Origin of the sequence: Hallerella succinigenes, assembly GCF_002797675.1 — a bacterium.
In the GTDB taxonomy this organism is placed as follows: Bacteria; Fibrobacterota; Fibrobacteria; order Fibrobacterales; family Fibrobacteraceae; genus Hallerella; species Hallerella succinigenes.
In genome coordinates, this window is the sequence record NZ_PGEX01000001.1 from 239,353 (window position 1) to 265,158 (window position 25,806).

General features: G+C 48.0%; 16 protein-coding genes. 2 read left to right on the forward strand and 14 right to left on the reverse strand.

Going from position 1 to position 25,806, the window contains the following annotated elements; translation table 11 throughout:
• Window positions 1-35: 35 nt before the first annotated feature.
• Complete coding sequence (locus BGX16_RS01045; protein WP_100424396.1) at window positions 36-743, reverse strand: OmpA family protein; 708 nt, start codon at window positions 741-743, stop codon at window positions 36-38.
• 174 nt (window positions 744-917) lie between these two features.
• On the opposite strand from BGX16_RS01045, the gene BGX16_RS01050 reads away from it, so the two are divergent.
• Window positions 918-1,931, forward strand: coding sequence for a hypothetical protein (locus BGX16_RS01050; protein WP_100424397.1), 1,014 nt, complete (start codon window positions 918-920; stop codon window positions 1,929-1,931).
• A gap of 71 nt (window positions 1,932-2,002) precedes the next feature.
• On the opposite strand, the gene BGX16_RS01055 is transcribed toward BGX16_RS01050, so the two are convergent.
• The 5 genes from BGX16_RS01055 to rplU form a co-directional block, all read right to left on the reverse strand.
• Window positions 2,003-2,743 (reverse strand): metal ABC transporter ATP-binding protein, encoded by a 741-nt coding sequence (locus BGX16_RS01055; RefSeq protein ID WP_100424398.1) that lies wholly within the window; start codon window positions 2,741-2,743, stop codon window positions 2,003-2,005.
• The gene (locus BGX16_RS01060; protein ID WP_157797798.1) at window positions 2,740-3,594 is read right to left on the reverse strand and encodes a metal ABC transporter solute-binding protein, Zn/Mn family; all 855 of its coding nucleotides are present in this window, start codon (window positions 3,592-3,594) and stop codon (window positions 2,740-2,742) included. Before BGX16_RS01060 ends, BGX16_RS01055 begins: the two co-directional genes overlap by 4 nt.
• A 102-nt stretch (window positions 3,595-3,696) precedes the next feature.
• Window positions 3,697-4,278 (reverse strand): hypothetical protein, encoded by a 582-nt coding sequence (locus BGX16_RS01065; RefSeq protein ID WP_146139473.1) that lies wholly within the window; start codon window positions 4,276-4,278, stop codon window positions 3,697-3,699.
• A gap of 88 nt (window positions 4,279-4,366) precedes the next feature.
• Window positions 4,367-4,621 (reverse strand): 50S ribosomal protein L27, encoded by a 255-nt coding sequence (rpmA, locus tag BGX16_RS01070; protein ID WP_100424401.1) that lies wholly within the window; start codon window positions 4,619-4,621, stop codon window positions 4,367-4,369.
• 2 nt (window positions 4,622-4,623) lie between these two features.
• Window positions 4,624-5,112 carry a 50S ribosomal protein L21 gene (gene rplU, locus BGX16_RS01075; RefSeq protein ID WP_100424402.1) on the reverse strand — a complete coding sequence of 163 codons (489 nt, stop codon included), beginning with the start codon at window positions 5,110-5,112 and terminating at the stop codon, window positions 4,624-4,626.
• A 153-nt stretch (window positions 5,113-5,265) separates the two neighbouring features.
• Between rplU and BGX16_RS01080 the strand changes: the two genes are divergently transcribed.
• Window positions 5,266-8,103, forward strand: coding sequence for a glycoside hydrolase family 2 protein (locus tag BGX16_RS01080; protein WP_100424403.1), 2,838 nt, complete (start codon window positions 5,266-5,268; stop codon window positions 8,101-8,103).
• A 50-nt stretch (window positions 8,104-8,153) separates the two neighbouring features.
• Here the strand turns inward: BGX16_RS01080 and BGX16_RS01085 are convergent, their stop codons facing one another.
• The 8 genes from BGX16_RS01085 to BGX16_RS01120 all read right to left on the reverse strand — a co-directional run bounded on the left by BGX16_RS01085 (window position 8,154) and on the right by BGX16_RS01120 (window position 25,804).
• Window positions 8,154-8,822: a hypothetical protein gene (locus BGX16_RS01085; protein WP_100424404.1), complete on the reverse strand. Its 669-nt coding sequence runs from the start codon at window positions 8,820-8,822 to the stop codon at window positions 8,154-8,156.
• A gap of 11 nt (window positions 8,823-8,833) precedes the next feature.
• Window positions 8,834-20,068 carry a LamG-like jellyroll fold domain-containing protein gene (locus BGX16_RS01090; RefSeq protein ID WP_198514829.1) on the reverse strand — a complete coding sequence of 3,745 codons (11,235 nt, stop codon included), beginning with the start codon at window positions 20,066-20,068 and terminating at the stop codon, window positions 8,834-8,836.
• A 439-nt stretch (window positions 20,069-20,507) separates the two neighbouring features.
• Window positions 20,508-21,407, reverse strand: coding sequence for a hypothetical protein (locus BGX16_RS01095; protein ID WP_100424406.1), 900 nt, complete (start codon window positions 21,405-21,407; stop codon window positions 20,508-20,510).
• Window positions 21,404-22,165: an esterase/lipase family protein gene (locus BGX16_RS14405; protein ID WP_146139474.1), complete on the reverse strand. Its 762-nt coding sequence runs from the start codon at window positions 22,163-22,165 to the stop codon at window positions 21,404-21,406. Before BGX16_RS14405 ends, BGX16_RS01095 begins: the two co-directional genes overlap by 4 nt.
• A 17-nt stretch (window positions 22,166-22,182) precedes the next feature.
• Window positions 22,183-23,079, reverse strand: a complete 897-nt coding sequence (locus BGX16_RS01105) for a hypothetical protein (RefSeq protein ID WP_146139475.1) — start codon at window positions 23,077-23,079, stop codon at window positions 22,183-22,185.
• Between the two features lie 38 nt (window positions 23,080-23,117).
• Complete coding sequence (locus tag BGX16_RS01110) at window positions 23,118-24,332, reverse strand: hypothetical protein (protein ID WP_100424408.1); 1,215 nt, start codon at window positions 24,330-24,332, stop codon at window positions 23,118-23,120.
• Window positions 24,308-25,390 carry an esterase/lipase family protein gene (locus tag BGX16_RS01115; RefSeq protein ID WP_198514830.1) on the reverse strand — a complete coding sequence of 361 codons (1,083 nt, stop codon included), beginning with the start codon at window positions 25,388-25,390 and terminating at the stop codon, window positions 24,308-24,310. The genes BGX16_RS01110 and BGX16_RS01115 overlap by 25 nt, the downstream gene beginning before the upstream one ends.
• 138 nt (window positions 25,391-25,528) lie before the next feature.
• Window positions 25,529-25,804, reverse strand: coding sequence for a hypothetical protein (locus tag BGX16_RS01120; protein ID WP_106519613.1), 276 nt, complete (start codon window positions 25,802-25,804; stop codon window positions 25,529-25,531).
• Window positions 25,805-25,806: the final 2 nt, after the last annotated feature.

Consider the following 25,806-nt stretch of genomic DNA (forward strand, 5'->3'; position numbering starts at 1 on the left):
AATGGAGAGACGGACGGCGCGCGCAGCAAGAACTTTTATTCAGCCGGCGCAGCGTCCACTTCATCCGGATTCGTCACGCGGACTTCGATGCGGCGGTTCTGCTTTCTGCCTTCTTCGGTATCATTCGAAGCCTTCGGACGGGAGTAGCCGTAACCGATTGCAGTCACGCGGTCTTTGGAAATTCCCTTACTGATCATGTAATCACGGACGCTGTTCGCACGGTCTTCGGAAAGCTTCTGGTTATATTCTTCGCCACCTTCCGAACTTGTGTGACCTTCGATTTCCACCTTCGCCTTTGCATTCTTTTTAAGACCTGCGATAGTCTTGTCGAGGGTTGCAAGCGTCGACGGCACAAGTTCCGCACTGCCCACCTTAAAAGAAACTCCCTGGAGTTCTGCACGAGTATCGTCAAAGGCGACATTTACCGAACCGTAGCTTGCACGCGGGGAAACATACGGTGTCTCACCGCATTCAAACGGACCTGTCAAGCTTTCACAAAGAATCTGGTAAGAATCTTCTCGCGGAATCAAAAAAGAAACTTCACCGTAGCCATTCGTCTTGACCGTTACTTTGTTCTTCGGGTTCTTTTTGCCGACAAAAGTCAAAGTCTTGTTCTTTTGAGGAACATCGTCAAAATTCGTGTACGAAATGTTCAAAACGGCGTGCGTCTTGTTCGGAGCGAGATCTTTCGCCGCCGCAAAGGCGAATGTGGCAAGGGCGGTCAAAGCAATCAAACGATTCATTCGGGTTCTCCCATTTTAACTTTCCCTCGTAATCTAATAAAAACGCGCGGATTTTTTAGAATTGCAATCGTTTAAACAGAAACTCAAGCGTTGAGAAGCAGGACTTTTGAACTTTTTAACCTTTAGAAGGGCTCGGCTTTTTAATAAATTTTGCTCGCAATTTAAGGAGTTGGTATGAAATCGAAATTTCTCAAGGCAACGATCGCCCTCACGATCGCACTTTCCGCAACCTCTTTTGCTGCCGAAGACAACTTCGCTCTCAAGGGCAACATTCAGACTCAAGCTACCGCCAACAACGAAGACGATGGCCTCAAGTCCTTCTGGTTCCGCGCTAACGTGGGCGGCATGTACAAGTCCGAAAGCTTTGACGCTCAGGTGATGCTCCGTATTTTTGGGCCGCACTTCGGCAACACCATCGACGGAAAAAGCTATGACAAGATTCTCGCCGATCTCTACTGGGCAAATTACAAGTATTCTTTGGGCGATCACAAAGTGAACCTCAAGCTCGGTCACTGGAAGACGGACTGGTCCCAGTCTACAAACTTCGGTACCTATATCGACAAGGCGATCGGAACTCGCGGATTCATGATGCGCGATTATTCCCATGACGCCTTTGAACTCGGCTGGAACTACGGTCCGTCCGCCTTCAAGGCAATGCTCGGAACAACCGACAACAAGTTCAGCACGGGCTATGTCCGTGTCGAAGAACGTGTCAAGTTCTGCTTCCCGCTCGAACTCGCTGCCGCATACCGCGTGAACGCTCTCGATGCGATGACAAAAGCGGCAACCCAAACGCACCGCATCGCCGGCTACCTTTCTTATTCCTTCATCCAGAATCTTCGTCTCTATGGAGAAATCGCTTACCTCAAAACGACGACCGATAGCGACGTGAATGCTGCCTCCGTCAAAGCGGGTACCGCCGTGAAGCCGGAATACGCCCAGGGTTCGGAACACCTTCCGTTCTACGTCGGCGTGGAAATCCCGACCGCAGGCATTCTCGACCACTTGATGTTCGAAATGGAACACATCGGAAACCGCGACGAAATCAATGCGGATGCAGACGATTTCGCATGGACTGTCGCCTTCGTGAAGTCTTACGGACGCACCAAGGCTCAGCTCAACGTCTACAGCGAAAAGGAACTCGACGACGTCGGCGTAGCACTCCGCTTCACCACGACCATCAAGTAATTTTTCAAAACTTTGACACTATGGAATCTCATTGCGAGACCCATAGGGTCGTAGCCATCTCGATGACACAGTCAGTGAGAATGATGCGTACCGAGTACGCGGTGCGGAACGCCGTGGGCAATTAAGTCCACTTCGCAGCCGTACATGCCCTGCACCATCTCCGGCGTAATCTGCGAACCTGAATGGAAATGCACCGAGCGATTCACACAGGCGACGCTCTTCACATGATTCGAAAGCACCATCAGATCGTGACTCACAATCACGATCGTCATCTTCGCATTCAGCTCCGCCAGTAGCTCGTACAGATCTTCCTGGCCCTGCGCATCGATATTGCTCGAAGGCTCATCCAAAAAAAGAATTTGCGGATCAGAGACGAGGGCGCGAGCGATCAGCACACGCTGACGTTCACCGCCTGAAAGCTCGCCCAGTCTACGACCGGCAAAGCTTTCCATCTTCACCGTTTCCAGAGCTTCCTTTACTTTCGAAGGATTCGGTTTGCAGTGCGGAAGTCCCATCGAAACTGTTTCTTCCACGGTGATCGGGAATTCCAGGTTATGATTGGTATTCTGCGGTACATAGCCAACCGAAACCTTTCTCGAAGGCATCTTTCTTCCAAAAAGGCGCACATCCCCTTCGGAGGGTTTCAAAAGCCCCACGATAAGCTTCATCAGCGTGCTTTTTCCGCCACCGTTCGGCCCGATGATCGCAAGAAAGTCTCCTGCTTCCACGGTGAAGTTAACATTCGAAAGGACAGGCGCCTTTTCGTAGGCAAAACTTAAATTGCGAACTTCGATCGCTGGGAACGGATTCACTTGGAACTCTCCGAAATCGCCGAAATGAACTTTTGCAATTCCTTTTCAAAGTCGAAAGCGAGCGGATCGATTGAAACGATCTTCGCCTGGATTTCACGTGAAAGCGATTCCACGGCACGACGGCTAAACTGGGGTTGCACAAAGACCGTTTTCACCTGATGTTCCTTGGCAATATGCACAAGCTTCTGCATGTCGCGCGGCTTCGGTTCCTTGCCGTGCACTTCGACCGCAATCTGCTTTAAGCCGTAATCGCGGGCCATGTATCCATAGGACGGGTGGAACACGATGAACGTGCGACGGTCTTCCGAAAGAGCCTTTGTCGCTTCGGTAAACTTCACGTCCAGATCAGAAAGGCGCTTGGAAAATTTTTCAAGGTTCGTGCGGTAAACGCCTGCATGCAGCCCGTCCAATTCGACGAGAGCCGAGCATACATTCGAAGCGATCAAGATCGCCATTCGCGGAGAATTCCAAATATGTGGATCGAGTTCTTCGCCATGTTCATGAACGTGTTCGTGCGCTTCCTCATTCATCCACGAAACACCCTGGGAAATATCCACGATGCGGATATTCTTGTTCACGCCCAGAAAACGCGGACGCCAAGCCTTGTCGAGTCCCGATCCATCGCTCAAATACAGCGAAGCCTTGGAAAAGGCGCGCAGCGTATTCGGCTTCGGTTCAAATAAATGCGGATTCGCATTCGGCGGAACGAGAGTCACTACATCCGCATTTTCCCCTGCGATTTCCTGCACAATCTTTGCATACGGCGCAAGCGTCACCGCCACCGAAAGCTTCGGTTCCGCAAACAGGAAAGACGCACAAGCAAGAATCAGAATGGAAATCAAACGCATCATGAACATTCCTACAAATTGTTCAGCCCAATATACAAAATCGAGAACCGCTTTCAAATGCAAAAAGTCCCGCCGGGGCGGGACTTTCAAGCTTTTTCAAAGGAATTACTTCTTCTGCACTTCCGCCTTGTACTTTTCGGCGGCTTCGTCCATGCGCTTCTGCATATCGGCACTCTGAGCGCGGAGCATGAATTCCTGATTTTCTTCTGCGGACTTCTGCATGGCGGCGGCGAGCTTCGCCGGATCCATCGCCACAAGGACGTAAATCTTGTACTGACCGCTTTCCTCGTTGAACTGGGTGATGGTGCGAATGACATTTGCCCCGACCAGTTCCTGCTGCGTATATTCGTTCGCCTTTTCTTCCCAGATTTTAAGCGCCTTACCGTCGACGTTCTTGCCGTACTGTTCCTTGTAGCGGTTCACCTGAGTCTTCGTCGCTTCTGCAAGGGCGGCACGGGCTTCATCCGCGGCCTGCGTACGTGCGATCATCTCATCGTTCGAAACGGCCATGCCGACCGCAGACGGGATATCCTTTTCCGCAAGTTCCGCCTTGTATTTTTCAAGTTCCGAAGCCGGAGTTTCTACCGTCTTGAATCCGCCTTCCGAAGCCTTCTGCGCCGAGCTCGCGCAAGCTGCAAACATCATGGCACAGGCGCAAGCGAGCATCCAACCAAACATTCTCTTCATAAAGCTCTCCTTTCCTACTAGAGTTTTTCTTAAAAATACAAAAAAGAGCCGGATAGAACATCCAGCTCTTTTTAAAGACTTGTCAGCCTTACGATTCCGGATAGACCGAAACCTTCTGACGACCAGCGTTTTGTTCGAACTTGACCTTGCCATCAACGAGAGAGAACAAGGTGAAATCCTTGCCCATGCTAACGTTGTTGCCCGGGTGGAAATGAGAACCACGCTGACGAACGATGATGCCACCGGCCTTCACCGTTTCACCTGCATACTTCTTCACGCCGAGGTATTTCGCATTGGAATCGCGGCCGTTACGAACGGAGCCTTGACCTTTCTTGTGAGCCATTATTAAGCCTCCTTCGACTTGCGGATGGAATTCTTCTTAACCTTTGCCGGCTTCGGAAGACCCTGAGCGATCTTTTCCTTGCGAGTCAGCGGAACGTTCTGAACCTTCTGAGCTGCAAGAGCCTTGATGCGAGCGCGGTTGCGTTCGATAATCTTCTGATCGACGACTTCGGATTCTGCACCGGAATGGAGTTCCGTAACGAGCACTTCCGTATAGCCCTGACGATGACCGTTGCGACGAACGTAACGGGTACGACGCTTCTTCTTGAACACGATAACCGTGTCTTCCTTGTCATGGGCGAGAACTTCGACCTTGACAGAAGCATCATTCAGGACAGGGGTGCCGACCTTAACTTCTTTTCCGTTGGAGAAAAGAAGGACGGACTTGAGCTCCAGAGAAGAACCGACAGCTGCATCGACGCTCGGGACCTTGAGAGTCTTACCGACTTCGACTTTATACTGGAAACCACCTGTTTCAACAATAGAATACATAATATTCCTTTTTTTAGGTTTGCTGTGGAGCCCCAAATATAGAAAAGCGATTCCGATTTTGGGAGGTCAAAAGCCAATTTTTTCCATTTTTCTTTTTAATATTTGCTAAATTTGATGAAAATCATCATGTTTTGGAATCAACAAGGAACGCGAATGAACTCTATCGTGAGCCTGAACGGCGACTGGGAACTTCTGTTCGACACAGAAGACATGGGTATTATCAATCGTTGGTACGCCACCTATCCAAGTGGCACCCAAAAAATCCAAGTGCCGAGTGTATGGGAAAAGTACTTCGACAAGGTCTCCCTTTCGCAGGACGCCGCCTATTATTTTAAGCACTTCACTGTGGATGCGAAGCAGGTTCCGAAGCGAATTTTCTTGCGCTTCGAACGTATTTCCATGCACGCCGTCTTCTGGTTGAACGGCAAGTACCTCGGCTCGCACTTCGGAGCCTACACGCCGTGCATTCTGGATCTTTCCAAGGCGATCAAACCGGGCGAAGACAACGTCCTTTGTGTGCGCGTAGCGAACATGGGTTCCGCCAACAGCCGTATCGACTTCGGTCGTGAAAGCAAGGAAGGCGCGGACGACCGTTTTGTTCGCCCGTCCGAAATGCCGGTCGGCCTCCCGTGGACAGAATATCCGTTCGGCGGTATCTACGGAAACGTGGACCTGATTCTCGGCGGAGCTGCTTTCATCTCGGGCGTCCAGCTTGAACCGGACCTCGACGAAGAACGCGTTGCAGTCGATGTCTCCTTTAACAATCCGCGTGGCTTCAGCACCCGTCTCCGCATCTTGATGCGCAATCCTCAGGGCGAAGTCAGCGAACTCGTCAAGGATGTCAAGCTTGAAAAGGAAAACGCTTCGAGCCGTTTTATCTTCAAAATCCGCAATCTGAATAAGGACAAGAATTTCTGGACGATCGAAAAACCGAACCTCTACACGATTGAACTTCAGCTCGAAGGCAAGGCGAAGACGAAGCAAACGCCGGAACATTCCTTCTCCGTGGTCAAAAATTTTGCATTCCGCAAATTCGACTGCATCAAGGGCGACTTCTACCTGAACGATTCAATCATCAAAATCCAGGGTGTCTCGTATACCCAGCACTGGAGCGAAGGCGGCCTTTGGACTTCCGACAAAGCCAAGCTCCGCAAGGATCTCGAAGCTATCAAGAAGGCTGGTTTCAACACGATTCGTTCCAACGGCGCCCCGCTGACCGATGCAGCTCTGGATATCTGCGATGAAATCGGTCTCCTGGTGATGCAAGAATTCCCGATTCACACGATGCGTTCTACCCCGCGCGGTCTCGAAGCGGTTTACAAGTTGATCGAAGAACTCGTGACGGAACAGAAGCACCACCCGTGCATTGTCTCCTGGATTCTCGGTTCCGAAAATTGCCCGCTCGTTCTCGAAAACGGTAACAAGCTTTTGAACGCGGTCGACGGTTACGACAAGTGCCGCCCGGTCATCAGCAACCTGAACTGCGTCTACCTCTCGAACGAAGAAGAGTTCCACAAGGACACCGGCAAGCTCATGGGCGTGACAAACGAAAAGATTCTTCTTTACGCGTCTCACCGCATGCACCTTCGCATGAGCCCGAACGCAGCCCTCACGGATTTTCTCGCCCACTACTGCGACAAGAATTCCATTGTCGAAGACGAAGTCAACATTCCGGACACGACTCTTGGCAATTCGCAGTTCCAGGACGAATACGAAAACTTTGTCGAAGAAACCAACGGCAAAATTCTCGTCACGCTCAAGAACCATGCACTTTTGCCGGCTTCCCCGACAGACATCAAGGGTTCTAGAAGCATCAAGAATAACAAGGCCATCAAGCAGACATTCAAGCAGCTCGAAGCCTTTATCGACAACAGGGATCTTTCGATTTGGAAATCGTTAGAAGCGTTCAACGCCGATGCGCACCGCTTGGCCTTGCAAAGTAAGCTCACGCAAATCAACGCCATCCAGAGCAACCCGCTCGTTTCCGGCTTTATGCTCGACCAGTGGGCTGACTTCGGTGCGGACTTCTGCGGTCTCGTGGACGAAAACCGCAAGACGAAGGGATTCGATTCCTTCATGAAGGCGGCGACCACCCCAACCCGCTTGCTCATCACCGGTTTTGAACCGATCAGCGCTCCGCAGACGGAAATTTCCTTCCAGCTTGCCTTGTTGAACCAGGCCCGCCTCGAAGATATCGAAATCGAAATTTCCATCGTCGACAAGAGCGGAAAAACCGTTTCGAGCGACAAGCACAAGGCGAAGGGCCAGACAAGCCTCACTCCGCTCGGCACGTTCACGGTCGTCGCTCCGAAGGCGCCTGGCGACTACAAGCTCGTGCTCACGCTCTCTTCCCTCGGATCCGTGGTCAGCACCACGAACGAAAACCTTCTTGTTCTCGAAGATTCCGATGTGCAAAGCGCCATGTCCCAGGTCTGCTTCCTCGACAACAATGCGGAAACGACAGCCGATGCCCTTGCTGCCCTCGCCGGTCCGGAAAAGATCATCTTTACGGCAAGCCTCAGCTCTTGGAACGACGTCGTTCTGAACAAGATCGTAGAACTCACCCGCGACGGCGGAAAGACGCTCTTCCTTTCGGATTTGAACCCGGAAGACCTCGAAACGTTCAATTCGAGCCATCACTTTACGCAGACGATCGAATCTCACTTCACCACCGGTGCGAACGGTCTTTCCGTGCATTACCTAGTGAACGGATCCGAACTGCTCCCGGAATTTGCTGGACATCAAATTTTAGACGATCTTGCATCTTCCGTGATTCCGAGCATTTCGCTCACCGAACTTCCGAACGCACAGGTTCTCGCACGTTCCGTGACGATCGCAAATGGCGAACTCAAGACGGGCGTCGATCTTCAGATTGTTCCGTTCGGCAACGGACGTCTGGTGTTCAACCAGTTGAACCTGTTCGAAGGTTTGGAAACGAACCCGCTCGCAGACCGCGTGTTTACAAAGCTCGTTCAGATGCTTACAAAGTAAGCTTTTTTCCGAAACTGCAAAAGCCCGGAATTTTTCCGGGCTTTTTTAATTCATTCCACATCGAACATTTTCGCTGGAAGCACATGCCTTTGCTTCGCCCTCAGCACTTCAAGTACGACTGTACTTTCACCGCCCTGAGGCATGACCGTCTTTATGGACACTTTCTTGAGCGTTCCCGGAAGAGTGCACGTATTGTCACAATACTCCAGCTCGCTTACGACATTCGCCCCGTTCACAGCCATTTCCATCTTCATCACCCGCTTATTTTTCTGCGAATAATATAATGTAGGTTTCGAAGAATCCTTGGGAGTAATCTTCCAAAGTTTTCCTGCCGCAACAGGAATGTTGTAGTCTTCAGGAGACCCCATCTGCTTGTTCACGTCGGCAGGATTCTGTGCGGGCATATTTTGAGCAGGCAACACCTTGCCCGTTTTCAGGTCCGTCACCTTCATGCGGCCATTGTTCTGCACCATTTTCATCTGCATCATGCTCGACTTGATGGTGGTAATGGATTTTGACTCCCCTGCAGTAAGCAACGTCATATTTACCTCTTGAGAGGCCATATTGGGGAGAGTCACCGTAGTCCGCATCTGCATTTCGCAGGTGTCCGGGAACGCAGCCTTTTTCTGGTTCTCAAAAACGGCGTTAAGATCCAGGGCATGCCCCGAGACACACACAAAAAGCAAGCCGCCTAAAATCACCTGTATTCGTTTGTTCATATCAAACCTCCTTACATCAACGACAAAAGTTTTGTTGATTGAATCGTTCCGTTCACTTTCAAGACCAGGTAGGTGGTTTTCATATTGATTCCTGACCAGTTCACTTGTACAAACTGTTCACCAGGAGCAAGGGTTCCAGCGAAGATCGATTTTACCGGAATCCCCACAGCATTTACCAAATCCAGCGAAAGAGTCGTCCAATTTTCAAGAGTCAGCACCAGGCCTTCATCCGTGCGGACAACCGGAATAGAGCCATCCCCGTGATAGCCATTATCTGGCGTTGTTACAGAGTTTTCGCCTGACTGCTCCGATGCAATCACGGAACTTTCCGGCCAATCAGGAGAATCTCCATAGACGCGGTTTCCAAGGGAGTCGAACACGCAAATTCCACGCGCCTCTGCCATAGCCCCCGAAAGACCTGCATGGCTTGGGTCGTCACTTGCGTTCCAAACATTCGCCCATTCGGAAAGATGTAGCGAGAAATTCACCGGGTCACCCATGACGTTCCCCGCCCCGATGGAACCTTCGCAATGCACGCTAACCTGCCAACGTCCGCTGCCAAGGCTTTCCATGTCCGCCGTGGAACAGGAGGCCAAGTGATTTATATCCAATATGGGAGCGAGACCCTCTTCTACATAGAAGTAGTAACGCACGTCAAAATTCCGAAGCACCACGCTACCCAGGTTTTCCACCTTGAAATGGATTTCGCTAGCCTGGTTGTCACTCCGCATATCGAAAGCCAATACGCGGGCCTTCGCCATAATGGATGTCTCATCCTCCATCTCGGCACAGCTGCCGCCAATCAAATTGTTGTTACTATCAAGGACGACGATTCCCTCGTCCTGCACAAATCCATATTCGGCAGCAGCCACATAGGACGGGTCATCTTCCGCATTCCAAGGAGACCAATCGAAATTGTAGAGGCCAAAATGAGGCCCATCCCCATAGAAAGCCGAATCCTGCGGTGCAAGTGCTGAATCTGTAAACTTCCACTCGGCATACCCCGTACGCGGACTTTCCGAATGGACGGCAAGCAGGGTGGAGTCCTGCGGATAGAATGCCGACGTTTGGACCTGCGACGGATCCTCGCCACGGAAATAGTAACGGACGGAATAGCCTTTGATTGTTTCATCGGATACATTTTTTAACCTGATGCGGGGCCGAAGCATGGAGCGGTCATCAAAGCCTTCGTACTTCAGGAACGTCTGAATTTTGGGCGACACAGCATCTGCCAGAGATTCATCAAAGGAACTTCTACCCCAGGCAATCATGGACGGAGAAACAGCCTTTTCCGCCAAGGCAATTCCACCGATTTGCACGCCTTCGGGCACATCCAGCGAAATCGTGTGAACCCCGCTAGAAAGCGAAAGTGTTACCCCGGAAATCTCTGTCGCCCTCCATGCACCGGAAAGTCCAATCTGCCCAGAAAGGAGGGCTCCTTCGCCGACGGAAATATTTGCACCCGTAAGATTTGCCGAACGGGCATACGCAACAACACTATAGTTACCCGAAGTCTCAACATTCAATGTCATGCGAAGTTTGGAATGAGCGGAACTTGCGAGCAGGTAACGGTTTCCTGCAACGGCACAGGAGAACTGCCCTGAAAAGCCTTCCAGCATCTCCATATCCTTTACGGCAACCACAATCACATCCGACAAGTCGCCGTCATCGGCTACAGGTACAGACAAGGCGAAAATCTCTTCATCGGACAGGGCTCCCGAATAGAGGCGGATATCGGCGATATTCCCGATATACGAATTATTAGACGATCCGCCTAAGGTCAAAGTGCCATAGAGTTCCCTTTCGGCATCAATCCCGTCAGGAACGGACTTTGCACGTTCCCCATCCACATAGAACCTGACGCCACTAGAATCCGAAACAACCGCCACATGCTCCCAGGTCTTGGTCGAGGCGGAAAGTACCTCGCCAGAGAACCATTCCCGACCGCCCTCGGAAAGTTTCAACGATCGCCCCTTTTGTAAAAGCCGTATGGAAAGTCCACCGGAGCCTTTGAAGGAAAGGATTTCGTTCCAGGAATCGGACGAGTAACCCCTCTTGATACGGGCTTCCAGCGTATAAGAATCCGCCGTTCCCAAATCTACCCGGCCTTTTCCGGATGCAAAATCCGCGACATGGCCGAAATAGATTCCGACATCGCTTTGCCAAGGGCTACTCACGGAAGCCAGATTCAGGTCGTGTCCTGTTCCCAAGAACTCGTAGGCCGTTTGACCCGAGCCCTCCCGGGCGGGATACCAGAGCGCAAGTTCCGACGGATAGGGATAGATGTTATCCGTTGCAAAGGTCGTGTCAGCATGGTTATGCCCATAGTCTTCGGCACGGAACGTAAGTCTAAGCCTGCACCCCAGACATTCCGTCATTTGCCTGCGGGTCAGTCTAAGCGCCGCGCTTACAGTTCCAGCGGAATCCGGTATCAGGCTCATTTTATCGAGCGCCACGCCGCCAAACTCCGGCGATACCGTCACGGCGGCGATACCGGATTCCAAATCCGAGACTTTCGCCGTCACTGTAAAGACCCTGTCCAAGATCTCGGAAGATTCCTGCACGTCAAAACCTTCGACGGACGGACGCATCGAATCTGTGTAAACTGACGGTCCAGCCACCTGCTGCTCCATTCCGAGCGTAGAAACGCCTAGATAGCGGGATTCGTAAATACCATCTGCGATTTTTCCGACTACGGAAGTTCCGAGAATCCTTGATCCGTCATAAAAAATCGTATCGGGATTGTCGCCATGAATTTCCGTGACAAGTTTACCGTCCCGGTAAAGGGAAACCGTTCCCACGCCAGGCTGATTACACTCCGCACCGTATGCCATGTAGCCATTGTCAAGACCGAGCCACAGGGAATCGGACGGGACGGAACAGGCGTATTCGGAAGGAACCGTAAGGGCCCGCGCCACAGCGGGAGCGGAGGGCAGTTCAACGGAATTGCCCAAGGAATCAGGTTCGGATTTCGCCACAACGAAAATGTAATTCGTGTCTATCACGCCATTTCGAGTAGGCAGCGAAACATGGGCATATCCGTTCAAGTCTACCGTAAAGGTCAACGGAACCGCTGGCGTCATGTCGCCCTTGCCATTCCACAGGGGATCGTCATCCACGTATAGGGCATAATTGCCTATTCCCTTCACTTTCACGATTCTTTCGGCGGATGCCGCCACTTCCGGCAAGATTTCCAGGTCGAAATCAGGGGTTTCCGCCAATACGGAAGATATGGCAGCAAATACAGAGAATGTCTTCGTCTCTGCGGAAATCAGGATGTATTCCCAGTTGTTCTCACCCGGATAGCATTCTTCAGAATTCCACGTACTACACGTAGCCTTTTCCGAAGAACCCGTCGAAACGGCTGCTCTTCCATCGGCATTAAGGTAGCCGTACAAGGCGTTAGTCAGTGGGACGAATTTCTTATTGTCAAAATCTATCTTGTAAAGCGTGAGAGTTTGCGGAGTGACACCTTTGGAATCCATTTCCGCCTTGGATATACGCATCTGTATTCTGGGAAGCTTTGTCGTATCATTGAACTCCATGGACGGCAAAACCTCCATAACAGGGCCCGTCAGCGGCATATTGTTGAATTCTTCAAACGGGTAATCGTCAACTTCGGCAGTCCGGACAGTGACATCCTTATTTTCCTGCAGCGAATTTGTCGGGAAGGTCACGGAAAGTTCGCCGAACAGGGAGTGGACCGTACTTTCGTTATCCGGATTTACATCCGAACCCACATAAAGATTGTAAGTGTTATAATAAAGCTCGTCAACTTTACCACCCCAAGTCAGCAGGAACTGCGTATTACCTTGCAATCGGTTTACATCAAACCAGGCAAGACGATGACTTCCAGACACGGAAGCTATCGTATCCTTAATCACGTAATAGGTGCCACCCTTAAGGTAGGAAAGCTGATATTTCTGTCCAGAAGTCAAGTAAGCCTTTAGCTCTACAAGTTCCTTGGGGCGGGCGACATCAATGTCCTTGGCATCCTTGAAGCTGATCACCCTGTCATCCAATGTCTTTTCACTGGAAATGGCAAAATGGGAATGTTCCGTGGAGTCTAGGTGCAGAATATCTATGCTATCTACTTTCGGTTCTTTTATCCAAGAATGAAAGCCCCGGTAAAAATATTTTAAGGGCAAATTTGCCGGTTTCATTTGCGTAGGAATCCGGGATACGCTATCCTGCGATTCGCGATAATACCGATTCTTTATTACCGTATCCTTGGTATCAAAATAGAGCGTGTCGAATGCGGTGCTGAACCTTGCTTTTTTCGCATCACTGGCCGACAATCTTGCGTCTATTGATTCTACGGAGTATCCGTTCTTTTCACCCTTCAGTTTAGCCAGCGTATCGAGAGAAACATAGAATGAAGCGTCCTTGTAATTCGAAGAATTCGGTTTTACAAGCAAGTTGCTGACGGCAGTGGTATTTCCAATCTTAGATTCATCCAGATAGCCTATGTCGTTTGGAGCATGATAGTGCGCAGGGGAATTAACGGGATTCTTGATGATTCCGTCCGACGTGTAGGTCGTTTCCCAGAAGGCGTTGTCAAAATCATCGAGATAATAATGTATCTTGGAGCCACCCTTGTAGAACTTCTTGCAACCGGCAGTTTCCTTCACTTCGGACCATTCTTCATTATCGGCACATTTCCCTGAAATCGTGTCAAGTACATTGGTCGGTGCCGGGAAATCAACGATCTTTTCATACCCTTGACTCCACATCATATTTCTGCCTACATAGAAATAGACGTAGCCGGCATTGTAAAGCGGTGTTCGAATGGAATCCGGCTCCCCATTCTTGCTCGTAACGGAAACTTGGCATCTGGGGTTGTGGACATATCCGTCTATAGCCAACTGATAGGCGGCATCGTAATTCGTCGCATTGCCGTAGTCGCAACCAGTCGTTGATTCCAGAGGATTTCCCAACACAATGGCCTTGAAGTAATCTTTGTCGGAACGCGGTCCGTAAAATTTCAAGTCAAAATAGGAGGGCTGCTGATGGGTAGAATCCTCGTCGGCAAAAAGGAAGGTATTCTTTCCACCCTGCAACTCACTTGCTGGTAAAAAGGGCAGTGCCTGCATTTCATAGGGCGTTAACAATCCATACGTTCTGTCAAATTTCCAGGACGTACCGTCAAAATAGTTCCCCTCGTCAATAACCGATTTGTTTTTCAAGTCTTTTTGAAGGGCTGCCATATATCCGTCTGTTCCCGATGCAGATTCGGCATAAATGGTCTTGTTCGTGTGGTCAAATCGAACGGTGCGATTTACAAGGTTATCCATGCCAAAGGGCGCATCCCAGTAGGAATCAGGGATTTTGAATTTTATTGAAAAATTAGCCCGCTGATACCTATGGAATCCCTCTCTTGAGCAATGAGTATTTGGAGTGCCAAATTCATCAAAGAAAATCTCATTTTCTCCTGGATAGAATACCAAATCAAGTAGATTTTTGTTAGGATTATAATTAGTGGTTACAATATCTGCGCCATAGTCACAAGTATTTTCCAGGGCATCCTTTCCCTCATCTGCCTTACACCCCAATCCATTATTTTGATAACCGAATTGCACAGAATCAACTTTGTCTGTACCTGGCAGATAAAAGCCTTCTTTTTCCGAATAATCATCTAATTTCCATACTACATAGTTACTTCGTTTTGCTTTATTAAAATCATCCAAGGTTGAAATAGAATCCAATTGTTCCTCTTCAAGAAAATCTTGAAATCCCTTGAGCGTAAATACAACAATGTCAATATAGTTGTTCGCAGGATAATCCTTTCCGTCAAAACCATGGGATTTTTTACTCCAGATAAAAGGTAAGACATGTTCTCTTTGAGTAGATGAAAAGTCCAACACGCCAGCTGTCACGAAATCTTGTTTATTGAGGGTTCCCTCCTCACAAGTCCAATTATAATTCCCATTTATCTGTTCTACTTCGGCATGAAAATGTTCAACATAGACCAAATCCAGCTGTTTCCTGTGTCTCTTTATTGCCAGGCTAAACCGTTTGGGGGCATAGCCGTAGATTCTTTGCGTTCCCAAAACATCTGCATTCAGAGTCACCCCATTACGCAAATCCGTAGGCAAGTATTTTGCAGCAATATCCGTCCTCACAAGGTAATCTGGAACAGGGACATACCTATTTTTCCCGTTATCGTCAAAAGCCTCGGAAACAACCAAATTCGTGCCATCTTCAAAGGCTGGCACCATTTTTTTCAAAGAAATCTTGAGTTCGGTGGATGCTGTCTTTTTATGGGAACCTTCTACTTCGTAAGCATCAATCACAACCCTGTATTTTCCAGGTTCGACTGCGAACCCCTCCGCATCCTTTGCATCCCATAAAACCGAATAAGCGGTCCGTTTAGCATTCGCCCTTGTGAAGACGGAATCCTGTAGAGTTCTAACCACATTCCCTTCCGAATCCGTTATTTTGATGGACACATAGGCATCCCTGTACAGGATTCCATAAGGGATATTCAAAGATCCAAGATCATATAATTTCACCTCCTCCGTATCCGTAGTAGTATCCTCATCAACAGTATCGGAATTGAGCGAATCCGCAGAATTGTCGATAAGGTAGAACTCCGAAAGTTCAGGAAGCGATATTTCCATTTCCGGCAAAACAAGAGTCACCACGGTATCGATTAAAGTGGCAAACGGATTGTCGAGGCTATTCTCGACCACTTCCGCATGGAGAGTGACGCTACCTGATGGCGGATACGTGTTCGTGGAAGAGATTCCATTCCAAACATAATTCAGTCCATAGCTTTTCGGGTTGACAGACCAGCCTGTATTCCAGGGATTTACGGAAGAGGACTGTTCTAGGTCCATAAAAGCAAATCCACTTTCCTTGTGAGAACCGAAATAGACAGGAATATTCGCATCGCTTATTGAACCATTTCCGGCAATACGAAATGCCCCAGAGGATTGCATCGTTAAATGTCCACTTGCACCAAAAAGAGTCATCAACTTGTCAGTATATGCAGGGAACTGCCAAATCGGATAACTAGACAAATAGGAGCCAGCAGCGCTTTGAACATAGGAATAATCGGCAATTTCATCCGAGACACTGCAACCCAAATCCATGTTGCCCAAACCATCCGAAGAAAGGCAAGTTTCTCCAAATGTATTTGAGTCAAAGGAAACCTTTATCGAATCCGAACTTTCAAGTCCTTTCCATTTCAGGTGATACGCGCCCTCTTTTTCGTAAAACCACACTCCCCTTGACAAGGCCGTATCGGCAGGTTCACCATAAAACGGATTTGCAAAGACCCGTTCCATGGATTTGTCAAAAAGTCCGACACCCTTGGAATCCTCAGCATACAAATGCAACAGGTAATTATGATTGAAATTTCCTTCTAGGCGTAAGGACATTGAAAGAGAATCCTTGCCCACTTCCATAACCGCGGAAGAAATATCAAAGACAACCTTTGGGGATTCTTCATTGACGGAAACCTCATCAACCGTCACCAAAGTAGAATCCGATTGCCATTCGCAGGTCTCACAGGAGCGGGTAGAAAGTTCGATATAGACTTTCGATTCGGAAAATCCCACATTGTGCAGGTAGCCCAAAACCCCTTCGGTACTCTGCGCCGTTTTGGATATGTAAGAACTATCTTCAGAACGGTTCGAGGCGACCACCGCAATATTGTCGGTCAGCCATTCATCGGAATTCTCGTAACGATAGCGAAGCCTGTAGACGGTCGTATTTTCGGCGCTTGCTGAAGCAGGCGGTGCAATTCCCACGATAGGGATGTATTCAGCCGTGAGAAATTCCCTGTCTTCTGCCGGAGATACGATTTCGGGGTAACGGTTCCCCACATGGAACAGATCCGTGCGGACACTTGAGTTCCCGGCGGCATCTAGGCATACGGCCTCGAGATAGCGTTTGCCATTTCGTTCTCCCACGGCAACGGCAGGAATATCAAACCTGACCGTATCGGTTTTTAGGATACCCTCGCTGACATTACGCCATAAGCCGTCAGCATCGCCTCCAAGAACGTGGTAATGGCAGCGCATCCCCGTGCGGTTTGTCGCGATGTCATCCGATTCCGAAACATTGAGAGTCGCAGCGAAATCCTTCACCGAATCAGGATAAACAAGGCGGGAACTGACAAGGCTCACGATTTTCGGGGCGGTGCGGTCAATGCGGATTTTCTTTGTGTAATCGTATGCCTTTGTATTCTTCGCTTCATCACGAACGCTCGCCCTGAGGATATAATCGCCATCTTGCAAGCGCATTCCCGACATTTCCGTCCATGTTCCATACCCCACATTACTTGCGTCCCTGACCCATACGGAATCACCAGCCCGGTCAACTTTGGATACGTCATCCACATGCGCAAAGTCCCAACCGATAGTCACTGCGGTAGAATCGCGACCACCCAGAGGTTCCTTTACCAAATATTCCACTTGCAACAGGCTATCTTCTGAAACATATTCCAAGTCCTGATTGCGGGAAGGACGTGAAAAACCTGCATACTTTTCAACTCCGAAGGAATCCACCGGAGACCCTCCGACCTTTTCAAAATTCAGTTCGGGAGCGGTCCTGTCGATACGAAATTCGATTGTCTTTTCTGTGCGATTGAAACTATAATCGCCGAGGGTGCTCCAGTCAGAATCCCTGTCGTTTCCGCCAGCAATTTTTGTGACAAGACCCGTGGCGAAATCATACGCCTCCAGATTTGGGGCGGCATAGTCGATGGCAAGAGCCTTCACCCGATAAAGCCCGTCTTGCAGGTTTTCCCTATTCGGAACTTTATCCCATGCCACGGCGAAATCTTTAGAAGTGACATCATATAACGAGGGCATCGACGTAATAAGAGAAAATCCGTTGCCGTTGCTTTTCTCCAATTGCCACCGCATGGCCCGGATGTCAGGAATGGTAGAATCGCCCCAGGCAAAGCGGGCGATAAATACTGAACTGTCAGGATTCATGCATGGTTTGTCAACCGAAAGTTCAAAATTTGGCGGCGTGACATCCACATTAAAGGGCACATCATAGACATCGTTGCTGTCATTGCTTTCTCCGGCGGAATTGTGGGTAATGGCATTGAACACCCAATGATGTTCTCCTTCGGTTAGGTTGCTTTCGGAAATTCTAGAACGATAGACATTACCACTGCCTTCACTCCGCAAAAAATCCATATCCTGCAGATTGCCAAAGGTTTTCCTAACACCGTCCGCAGTATACCACACGGAATCACGCATGCCCACCACGGAAAAGCCCTGGTAATCAAGGACACTCGCGTAGGCTTCAAAACCGGAGATGGAATTTACCGCCACATCCCGCTTAGGCCACATAGGCACCAGCAGATCGTCCGTCGCCTTGAACAGATAATAGAACCTTTGCGTATTTGATAAACCTATCTTGTTCACCGTCGAAATCGTGACCGTGTTCTGGTTGTCCTTTTGGATAGCAAGAAGGTTGTCGTAGCCATATTTACGGGGTTCAAAATCGAACTGACCATTTTTCTTGACCGGATGTTTTTCTTTTCTTAGTTCAGTCCATTCACTACCAGAAGTCCGTTTGTAAACCGTGCAGTTGTCGTTTGTATCATAGTCTTTTGAAACATCGCATTCCCATGCGATTTCCTCCTGATAGTTGAAGTTCATGCGGATCTGGCGCAACCTGTGCGGCATCAGGTCATCCACAACAAAGGAGTATTTTTCAATCCTGTCATCGGCAGTAATCGCAGGTACCTCATAACGTTCCACATGACGAATGGGGACGATCGTGTCGTCAGGTGTTCCATCCGGTCTAAGCCCCGGCACACGTTCCCAACGATCCACCTTCACGCCCATCTTCGACCAGTCGGATTCCGACTTGAAGCGGAGCGGGGACAAAGAAGAAACCGCTTGAGCCTTTTGATAGGAATTCAAATCTGTTGATGACTTGAAAAGACCTACAGCACAATTCGCCGCATCACGCGAACCGACATAATAGCAGTTGCGGTTCAGAGTGGATACATCACGTGCGGAATCACTCATCCCCTGAAGTTGATTCAATGTCGCAGTATCGTTCAATGCCAAATTCACGAAGGGTCGCTCGTAAAGGAAGTCTTCCATGAGATAGGGCGTGTATGAAAAAGACCCATTTTGTAACGAATAGGTATTGAAACTTGCCTTCATTGTATCCAAATAGTCCCAATACAAAGAAATCTGGTGGGATTCCTCCATGTCGGATTTTCCAGCAATAGCGGCGGGGATAATAGAGGGAGCAGCCTGCTCCGCGCCAGCAAAGCCGAGGGCAATCTTGGCTGCATTTGCACACGGGGAGCATATGTAACCAAGGGTAAGGTCTAAATCCCGAATCTGATTTGTTACGGATTCGATAATTAAAGCAACATCGCCTAAAGTGCCAGACGCGCTCGGAGCCGCATTGAAATACGCCCGTTCGACATCGATCATAGGATCATTCAGAACATCGACTCCAGAACCATTGCTAGAAAAATCGGGAACTATGCTACTACCCGTTTGTTGTACGGGAATGCCCGCATAGCCCATCATGAACGAAGTCAGTGCATTGACATACCTTGCAGACATATCACCCGATCCTTCCAGTTGGGCGTTGTAATTCAAATACGGCATAGCAGCATAGTCAGGAATAAAGGTACGAATTCCCCCGGCTAAACCATCGTCAAGATCGCCCGGATCCGACATCGTCATTCCATGCCGACCTGACAAAATTCTGATCATGGGCATGGAGTCAGGCTCATAAGACAATCCGTTCAAAGAATCAATCGTGCCGAAACCAGTCTGTTTCGGGTCCACATAGTGGAGCAGAGGGTCTCTTTCAACATAGTATTCAGGAGATAAGGCCGTTGCGACGAGATTGCCAAGTTCTTTCCTCAACAAATTAGAGGATATTGTGGTGATTGAAAAACCGACATCGCCGACATTTCCCAGCAAGAGCATCTGCGGGACAACGGAAAGCGCTGAGGATTCAAGATTTTTCCCCAGATGTCCCCAAAAATCATCTATCGCATTCATTTTGGCAATCATGTTCATCGTCCCCGTACCCTCGTGCGGACTATCGAGCGTTATTATCTTGTCCACATCGCCATTGTAGAAGTTTCCTTGCACGTACTCTCGGGAAACGACTCCACCCATGCTGTGGCCGATAAGGATGTAGCGGGATGCAAGTTGACGATAGAGGTCTGGATTTTTTCGAATGAGTTCGAGAGCGGATTGACCGAAATGCACTGTACCACTATCATCTTTGGCGATAGCTTTCATCTCCTGCGCTTCTTCAAATAGAGATCTTCGTTTTCCGAATTTAGAGAAGCCACTTGTTTGTACATTCCACATTCGGTCCCCCATTTCATGAGCGTTATTCAGTGAAGTGTTCGCTGGATTTGTAAATGAGCGCCAGTTATAGATATAAGAATTACGAGCATTCTCGTAATTTTTTTCACTTACAATTTCTTCGAATATATTTTTTGCAAGCCATTTGGTTATTCGGTTATTCGAGGTATAGTCCCCAAGTGTCGCATTACCCAAAAAAGTCGTATCCTCATAAGCCGAGACATACTCCGAATTCTCAGATATTCCCTTATCAGAGCCATATGCCCCATGGACCATCATCACATTGTAATTTTCAATAGATTCCATCGGCTTGGGGATAGACCAAGCATATGCGATAATCAATGCGACTGCAATAAATATTTTTCTCATGTTAATATTCCAAACGAATGACGGTCCCATCATTTCGATAAAATTCTAATTCCCTATTCCCCGTCCATTTTACATCAGAACACATTATTTCATCTTTTGTCAAAGAACAAACTCTCACTCCCAGCTCCATCATATTTCCACAAAAACGACCATCAAATAATTTTTCCATCGGAGCAAAAATACTATCCTTTTCATTTTTCAATACAAAACTATTTCCGTCTTTTTCATCCAACAGCAAGCAATACACTTCATCATCCCAAGCCCTTACATCGTCACACACCTTAATCCATTCCAAATTTTTATCCAAACGTTTGTAAGTCAAAGTTCCAGAAATCGTATCCAAGACTGCATATTGACAACTATCTTCTCCAGCAGAGAGATTTCCTCCCAGCGCGATAAATGTTCCATCCAGCCATTGGTGCATTCGTTCAATTTTAGAAGAATGCGAACAACCTTCATTCTTTCTTGAAATCTTCATTTCATGCGCAGTTTCGCCAATCTTCCATAAAAGCATGTTTTTTTCTTCCCAACGCCAGAAAATGGAATCCGTCAGTTGATACCAACGATAGCCGCCTCTTTTATTCGTGAGGGAATCAGTCCATCGAGGTCCATCTTCTTGCACTCGATAATTATAGACAAGCAATCGGTCATGCCCACATGACGATTCTTCGCTGTACCCATCACCGATTGACCACGTTTCGGTAGTTTCAAGCCACTCTCTGCAATCGTACGCAACGACCAGGGAATCATCTATGAAACCAGCAATCAACGGAGTACCCCTGCCATCACTCCATTTAAACTCCACCCTGTCGCTGCACCCCCACATGCATACGCATGCAAACGCAGTTATGGCAACCACAATCAGCCTTTTAATTTCAAACTTTTTCAACAGATGTTTCATACTCTGTTCTCCTTAAAGTTTCTCCTGCAAATTTTCATACAAAATAACAGCAATCCAAGTCGCATATTCAAAGCACCGGTTCCTTCGTGAGGACTATCAAGCGTGATTATCTTGTCCACGTCGCCATTGTAGAAGTCGCCCTGCACGTACTCGCGTGAAACGACTCCACCCATGCTGTGCCCAATAAGGATGTAGCGAGAGGCTAATTGACGGTAAAGATCAGTATTTCTACGAATCGTATCAAGCGCTTCCTGACCATAAATGTATTTTCTTTCAGTAGAATCATATACAGAAGCCTTAACTTCCTGAGCCTCTTCCATCATTGCACGACGATGTTCATATCTGGTCGCTGGCATGAACCACGTCCTGTCGCCTAGTTCAAAGGCATTATTATAGGAACTGTTCGCCGGATTGGAAAACGAACGCCACTGATAGACATAGGAATGCTTTGGGTGCACATCATCCACATTCATTTCCGGCTCATCGAATACCTTTGTCGTAAGCCAGTGTAATAAACGAGGTTCATCATCAAGATTTTCATGATAGCGTCCCAACGCAGCACCATTATCTAAGGCTTTCGTCGCAGCGTAAGCCTCCTTAGTTTTCGTGGTATCCGATATATCTAGGAACCCTTTTTCTTTACCATACGCTCCGTGAATAAGCATCACGTTATAATTTTCAATAGATTCCATTGGTTTGGGAACGGACCAGCATTCACAACACACCGCAGCAAACAGTACAATTATCAACTTTTTCATATTTATCCTACTGAAAATCAATATTCAACCACTAACTCATCATTTTGATAAAATTTTAATCCATCACTATTACCATACCATATTACATCAGAACAGGTAATTTTATCGTTATTTATATCGCAGATGCTCCCACCCAATTTAATCATATCACCCCAAAAACCGCCAATCGCAAATTTTCGAGGAGCAGGGATTGTATCATTTTCATTTTTTAAAACAAAACTTATTTCTCCTTCATCATCAAGAATTACGCAATACACATCATCATCCCATGCCCGCACATCATCACACTCTTTAATCCATTCCAAATCATCACTCAAACGTTTAAAAGTTAATGTTCCCGCAATCGTATCCAGAACGGCATATTGGCAGCCATAATCACTCGCATTCAATGAATTATCGCTACGGGCAATAAACTTTCCGTCAAGCCACTGTTTTACCGAGGCGATTCCAAATTCATCCGAGCAACCTTCTATTATTTTTTTCAACTTTATTTGATGTTGCGTTTCTCCGACTTTCCACAATCTGATTGAATTCGGCATATCACCGCCCCAAATAATTGAATCCGTCATCTGCCCGCGAAAGGCATTTGTCATGTTATATTCACCAAGGGTATCGCACCATCTCGGACCATCTTCCTGAACGCGGTAATTGTAAACACATAAACGTTCGTGCCCGGATTCAACGACATCCCAATATGGTTCAAAGGTCCCTTCATGAGACTCCGTCCTCAATTGGTAGCTTCCGACCATAACCAAGGAGTCGTCAACAAAGCCCACAATTTCCGCACCCGTAAAGCCCTCATTCCAATGAACCCTATCTTCCGAACACCCCCACATGCATATGCATGCAAGTAAAAGTATTCCAATGATATACAATGGCGTTTCGATTCTATTTTGATAAAATTTCTGTTTCATGGAATAATCCCCAAAATGTGAGCCAAAGATAGAAATTATCACGCTATCTTGTTCACCGTCGAAATCGTGACCGTGTTCTGGTTGTCCTTCTGGATTGCCAACAAATTGTCATATCCGTACTTTCGCGGTTCAAAGTCGAACTGGCCGTTTTTCTTGACAGGGTGAACGTATTTAATGGTATCGCCGCTCGCGGAATCAAGAATCGCATTCCATTTCCCACCACCGGAGCGTTTGTAAACGGTGCAGGCATCGTTTGCTTCGGGATCCTTCGTAATATCGCACTCCCAGGCGATTTCTTCTTGGTAGTTGAAATTCATGCGGATTTGACGCAACCTGTGAGGCATCAAGTCGTCCACGACGAACGAGTACTTTTCAATCCTGTCATCGGCAGTAATTGCAGGAACCTCGTAACGTTCCACATGACGGATGGGGACACCCTTCTCATTTTTAGAACCGTCAGGATGCAAACCATCTACTTTTTCCCAACGGTCCACCTTCACCCCCATCTTCGACCAGTCGGATTCCGACTTGAAGCGGAGTGGCATTGTCAAGCCCGAAAGAGGCTGTTTCTTTTGTGTTGAATTCAAGTCATTTGCCGACTTGAAAAGACCTATGGCACAGTTTACACCGTTCTTTGAACCAATGTAAAAGCAGTTGCGGTTGAAGGTAGAAACGTCGCGAGCGGAATCGCTCATGCCCTGGAGCTTATTCAAGGTCGCAATATCGTTCAATGCCAAATTCACGAAGGGTCGCTCGTAAAGGAAGTCCTCGTAAACATGGACAGAATCGTTCAGCATCCAATTCTTGAAGCCCTTATCAATCGGCAAATTATGGGATTCCGACAGATCCGCGATACCAGCCTGAACCACGTCCACGATCGTGCCCGCAAGCAACGCGGCGAGCTGGACAGCAAGAGCAGACTTGACGGCATCGGCCATTTCCGACGAAATTAGCCCCAAGGAATTGTCGATTCCTTTCATCTCTTGCTGAACGGCAGTAAAGGAAATCTCGAGCAGTTTGCCCAGTTCCCGGCTCGCTTTCGGCGCCGCATTGAAATATTTTCTCGCGACATCGACCATTTCGTCATTCAGCATATCGACATTCTGAGCGTCGCTCGATGTCGCGGGAACGATGTTGCTGTCAGTCGTAAGCATCGGGATCCCTGCAAATCCCATTACGATCGACGTGACCGCATTGACGTACCTCGTCGAAACGTTTCCGTCTCCATTCAGCTGAGCAAGTGGATTTGCCAACAGAAGCACGTCGCGCGGTCACCCATATAATAAAAAGCAGCAAGGTGGTCCTGCGGGTCCGTGAAAGTCATGCCGTTTCGACCGGCCATTATCCGGAACATGGGCAGCGAATCCGCGATATAGGGGCGCCTGTTCAGCGAATCGATCGTCTGGAAGCCATGCTTTTTAGGGTCCACATAGTGGACAAGCGAATCCGTACTGAAGTACTTTTGCGGGGACGCAAGCGTTGCCGCCGCGTCGCCGATTTCATCCAAGGCGAGATAACACGCAAGTCCAACGACTCCAGATATAAGGTTTCCGAAATCCCCTGTCAGGACAAGAGAGAAAAAAGCGGCGGAACTGACGGTATTGGGAACGGATTTTAAAATGTTCTTTTTTATGTTTTCCCCAAAATCCTCGCTCACGTTCTTTGCCACGATCATGTTCAACGCACCGGTCCCTTCATGCGGACTATCAAGAGTGATTATCTTATCAACGTCTCCGTTATAGAAATTGCCCTGCACGTACTCGCGAGAGACGACTCCGCCCATGCTGTGGCCAATAAGGATGTAGCGAGAAGCCAGTTGTCGATAGCGATCGGGATTTTGGCGGATAATTTCTAGTGCGGTTTGGCCCTTCTCTGTTGTATCAATCCTTATTCCAGAATCAGTTACAACCTCTTGTGTAATAATAGCTTTCACTTCCTGAGCCTCTTCAACCAAGGCACGACGCCCTCCAAATTTCTTATCCTTGTTCCACGTTCTATCGCCAAGTTCAACGGCGTTGTTCTTGGAGCTATTGGCAGGATTTGTGAATGAACGCCATGAATAGAGATAAGAATCATGCACGTTTCGCATGCTATCCGGTTCTTCAAAAGCATTTTTACTTAACCAATAGGTCAATCTATTTTCGCTATCATATTTACCAATGTGACCTTTACCACGAAAACTTGTATCTCGGTTAGCTTCAACTAAAGAATTATCCTCTTTAATTCCCTTATCCGCTCCCAAGGCTCCATGAAGCATCATCACATTGTAATTCGTGATACTTTCCATCGGCTTAGGAATAGACCAAGACATAGATGTAAAAGCTACCAAAAGAACACACGAAATTCATCGTTTCATTATTTCGCCCTTTTCAAACCCCAATAGATGATGTATACATCATCTTCTCTATTTTTAAAAGAAATTCCACTAGGCAAAGCTGACGCGAAGCACTTAATTTTTCCACTCTCTAACCGGCAAAACATCTCGTTCCAGCAAGAGAATGTTCCCCTGAAATTGCAAAACAGCGCCCGCAGTCCAGAAATAATCATTTTCCAAGACGTGTCTCAAGCTATCATTTACAAACAACGAAGACGTCCGTTCTTCTTTATCAAATTTCAAGCAATAAACATCCTTCCCCCATGCCCGCACATCATCACATTTCTTAATCCATTTTAAATCACTATCCAATACGCCATACTGACATGATTCATTTCCAAGACTATCCATAT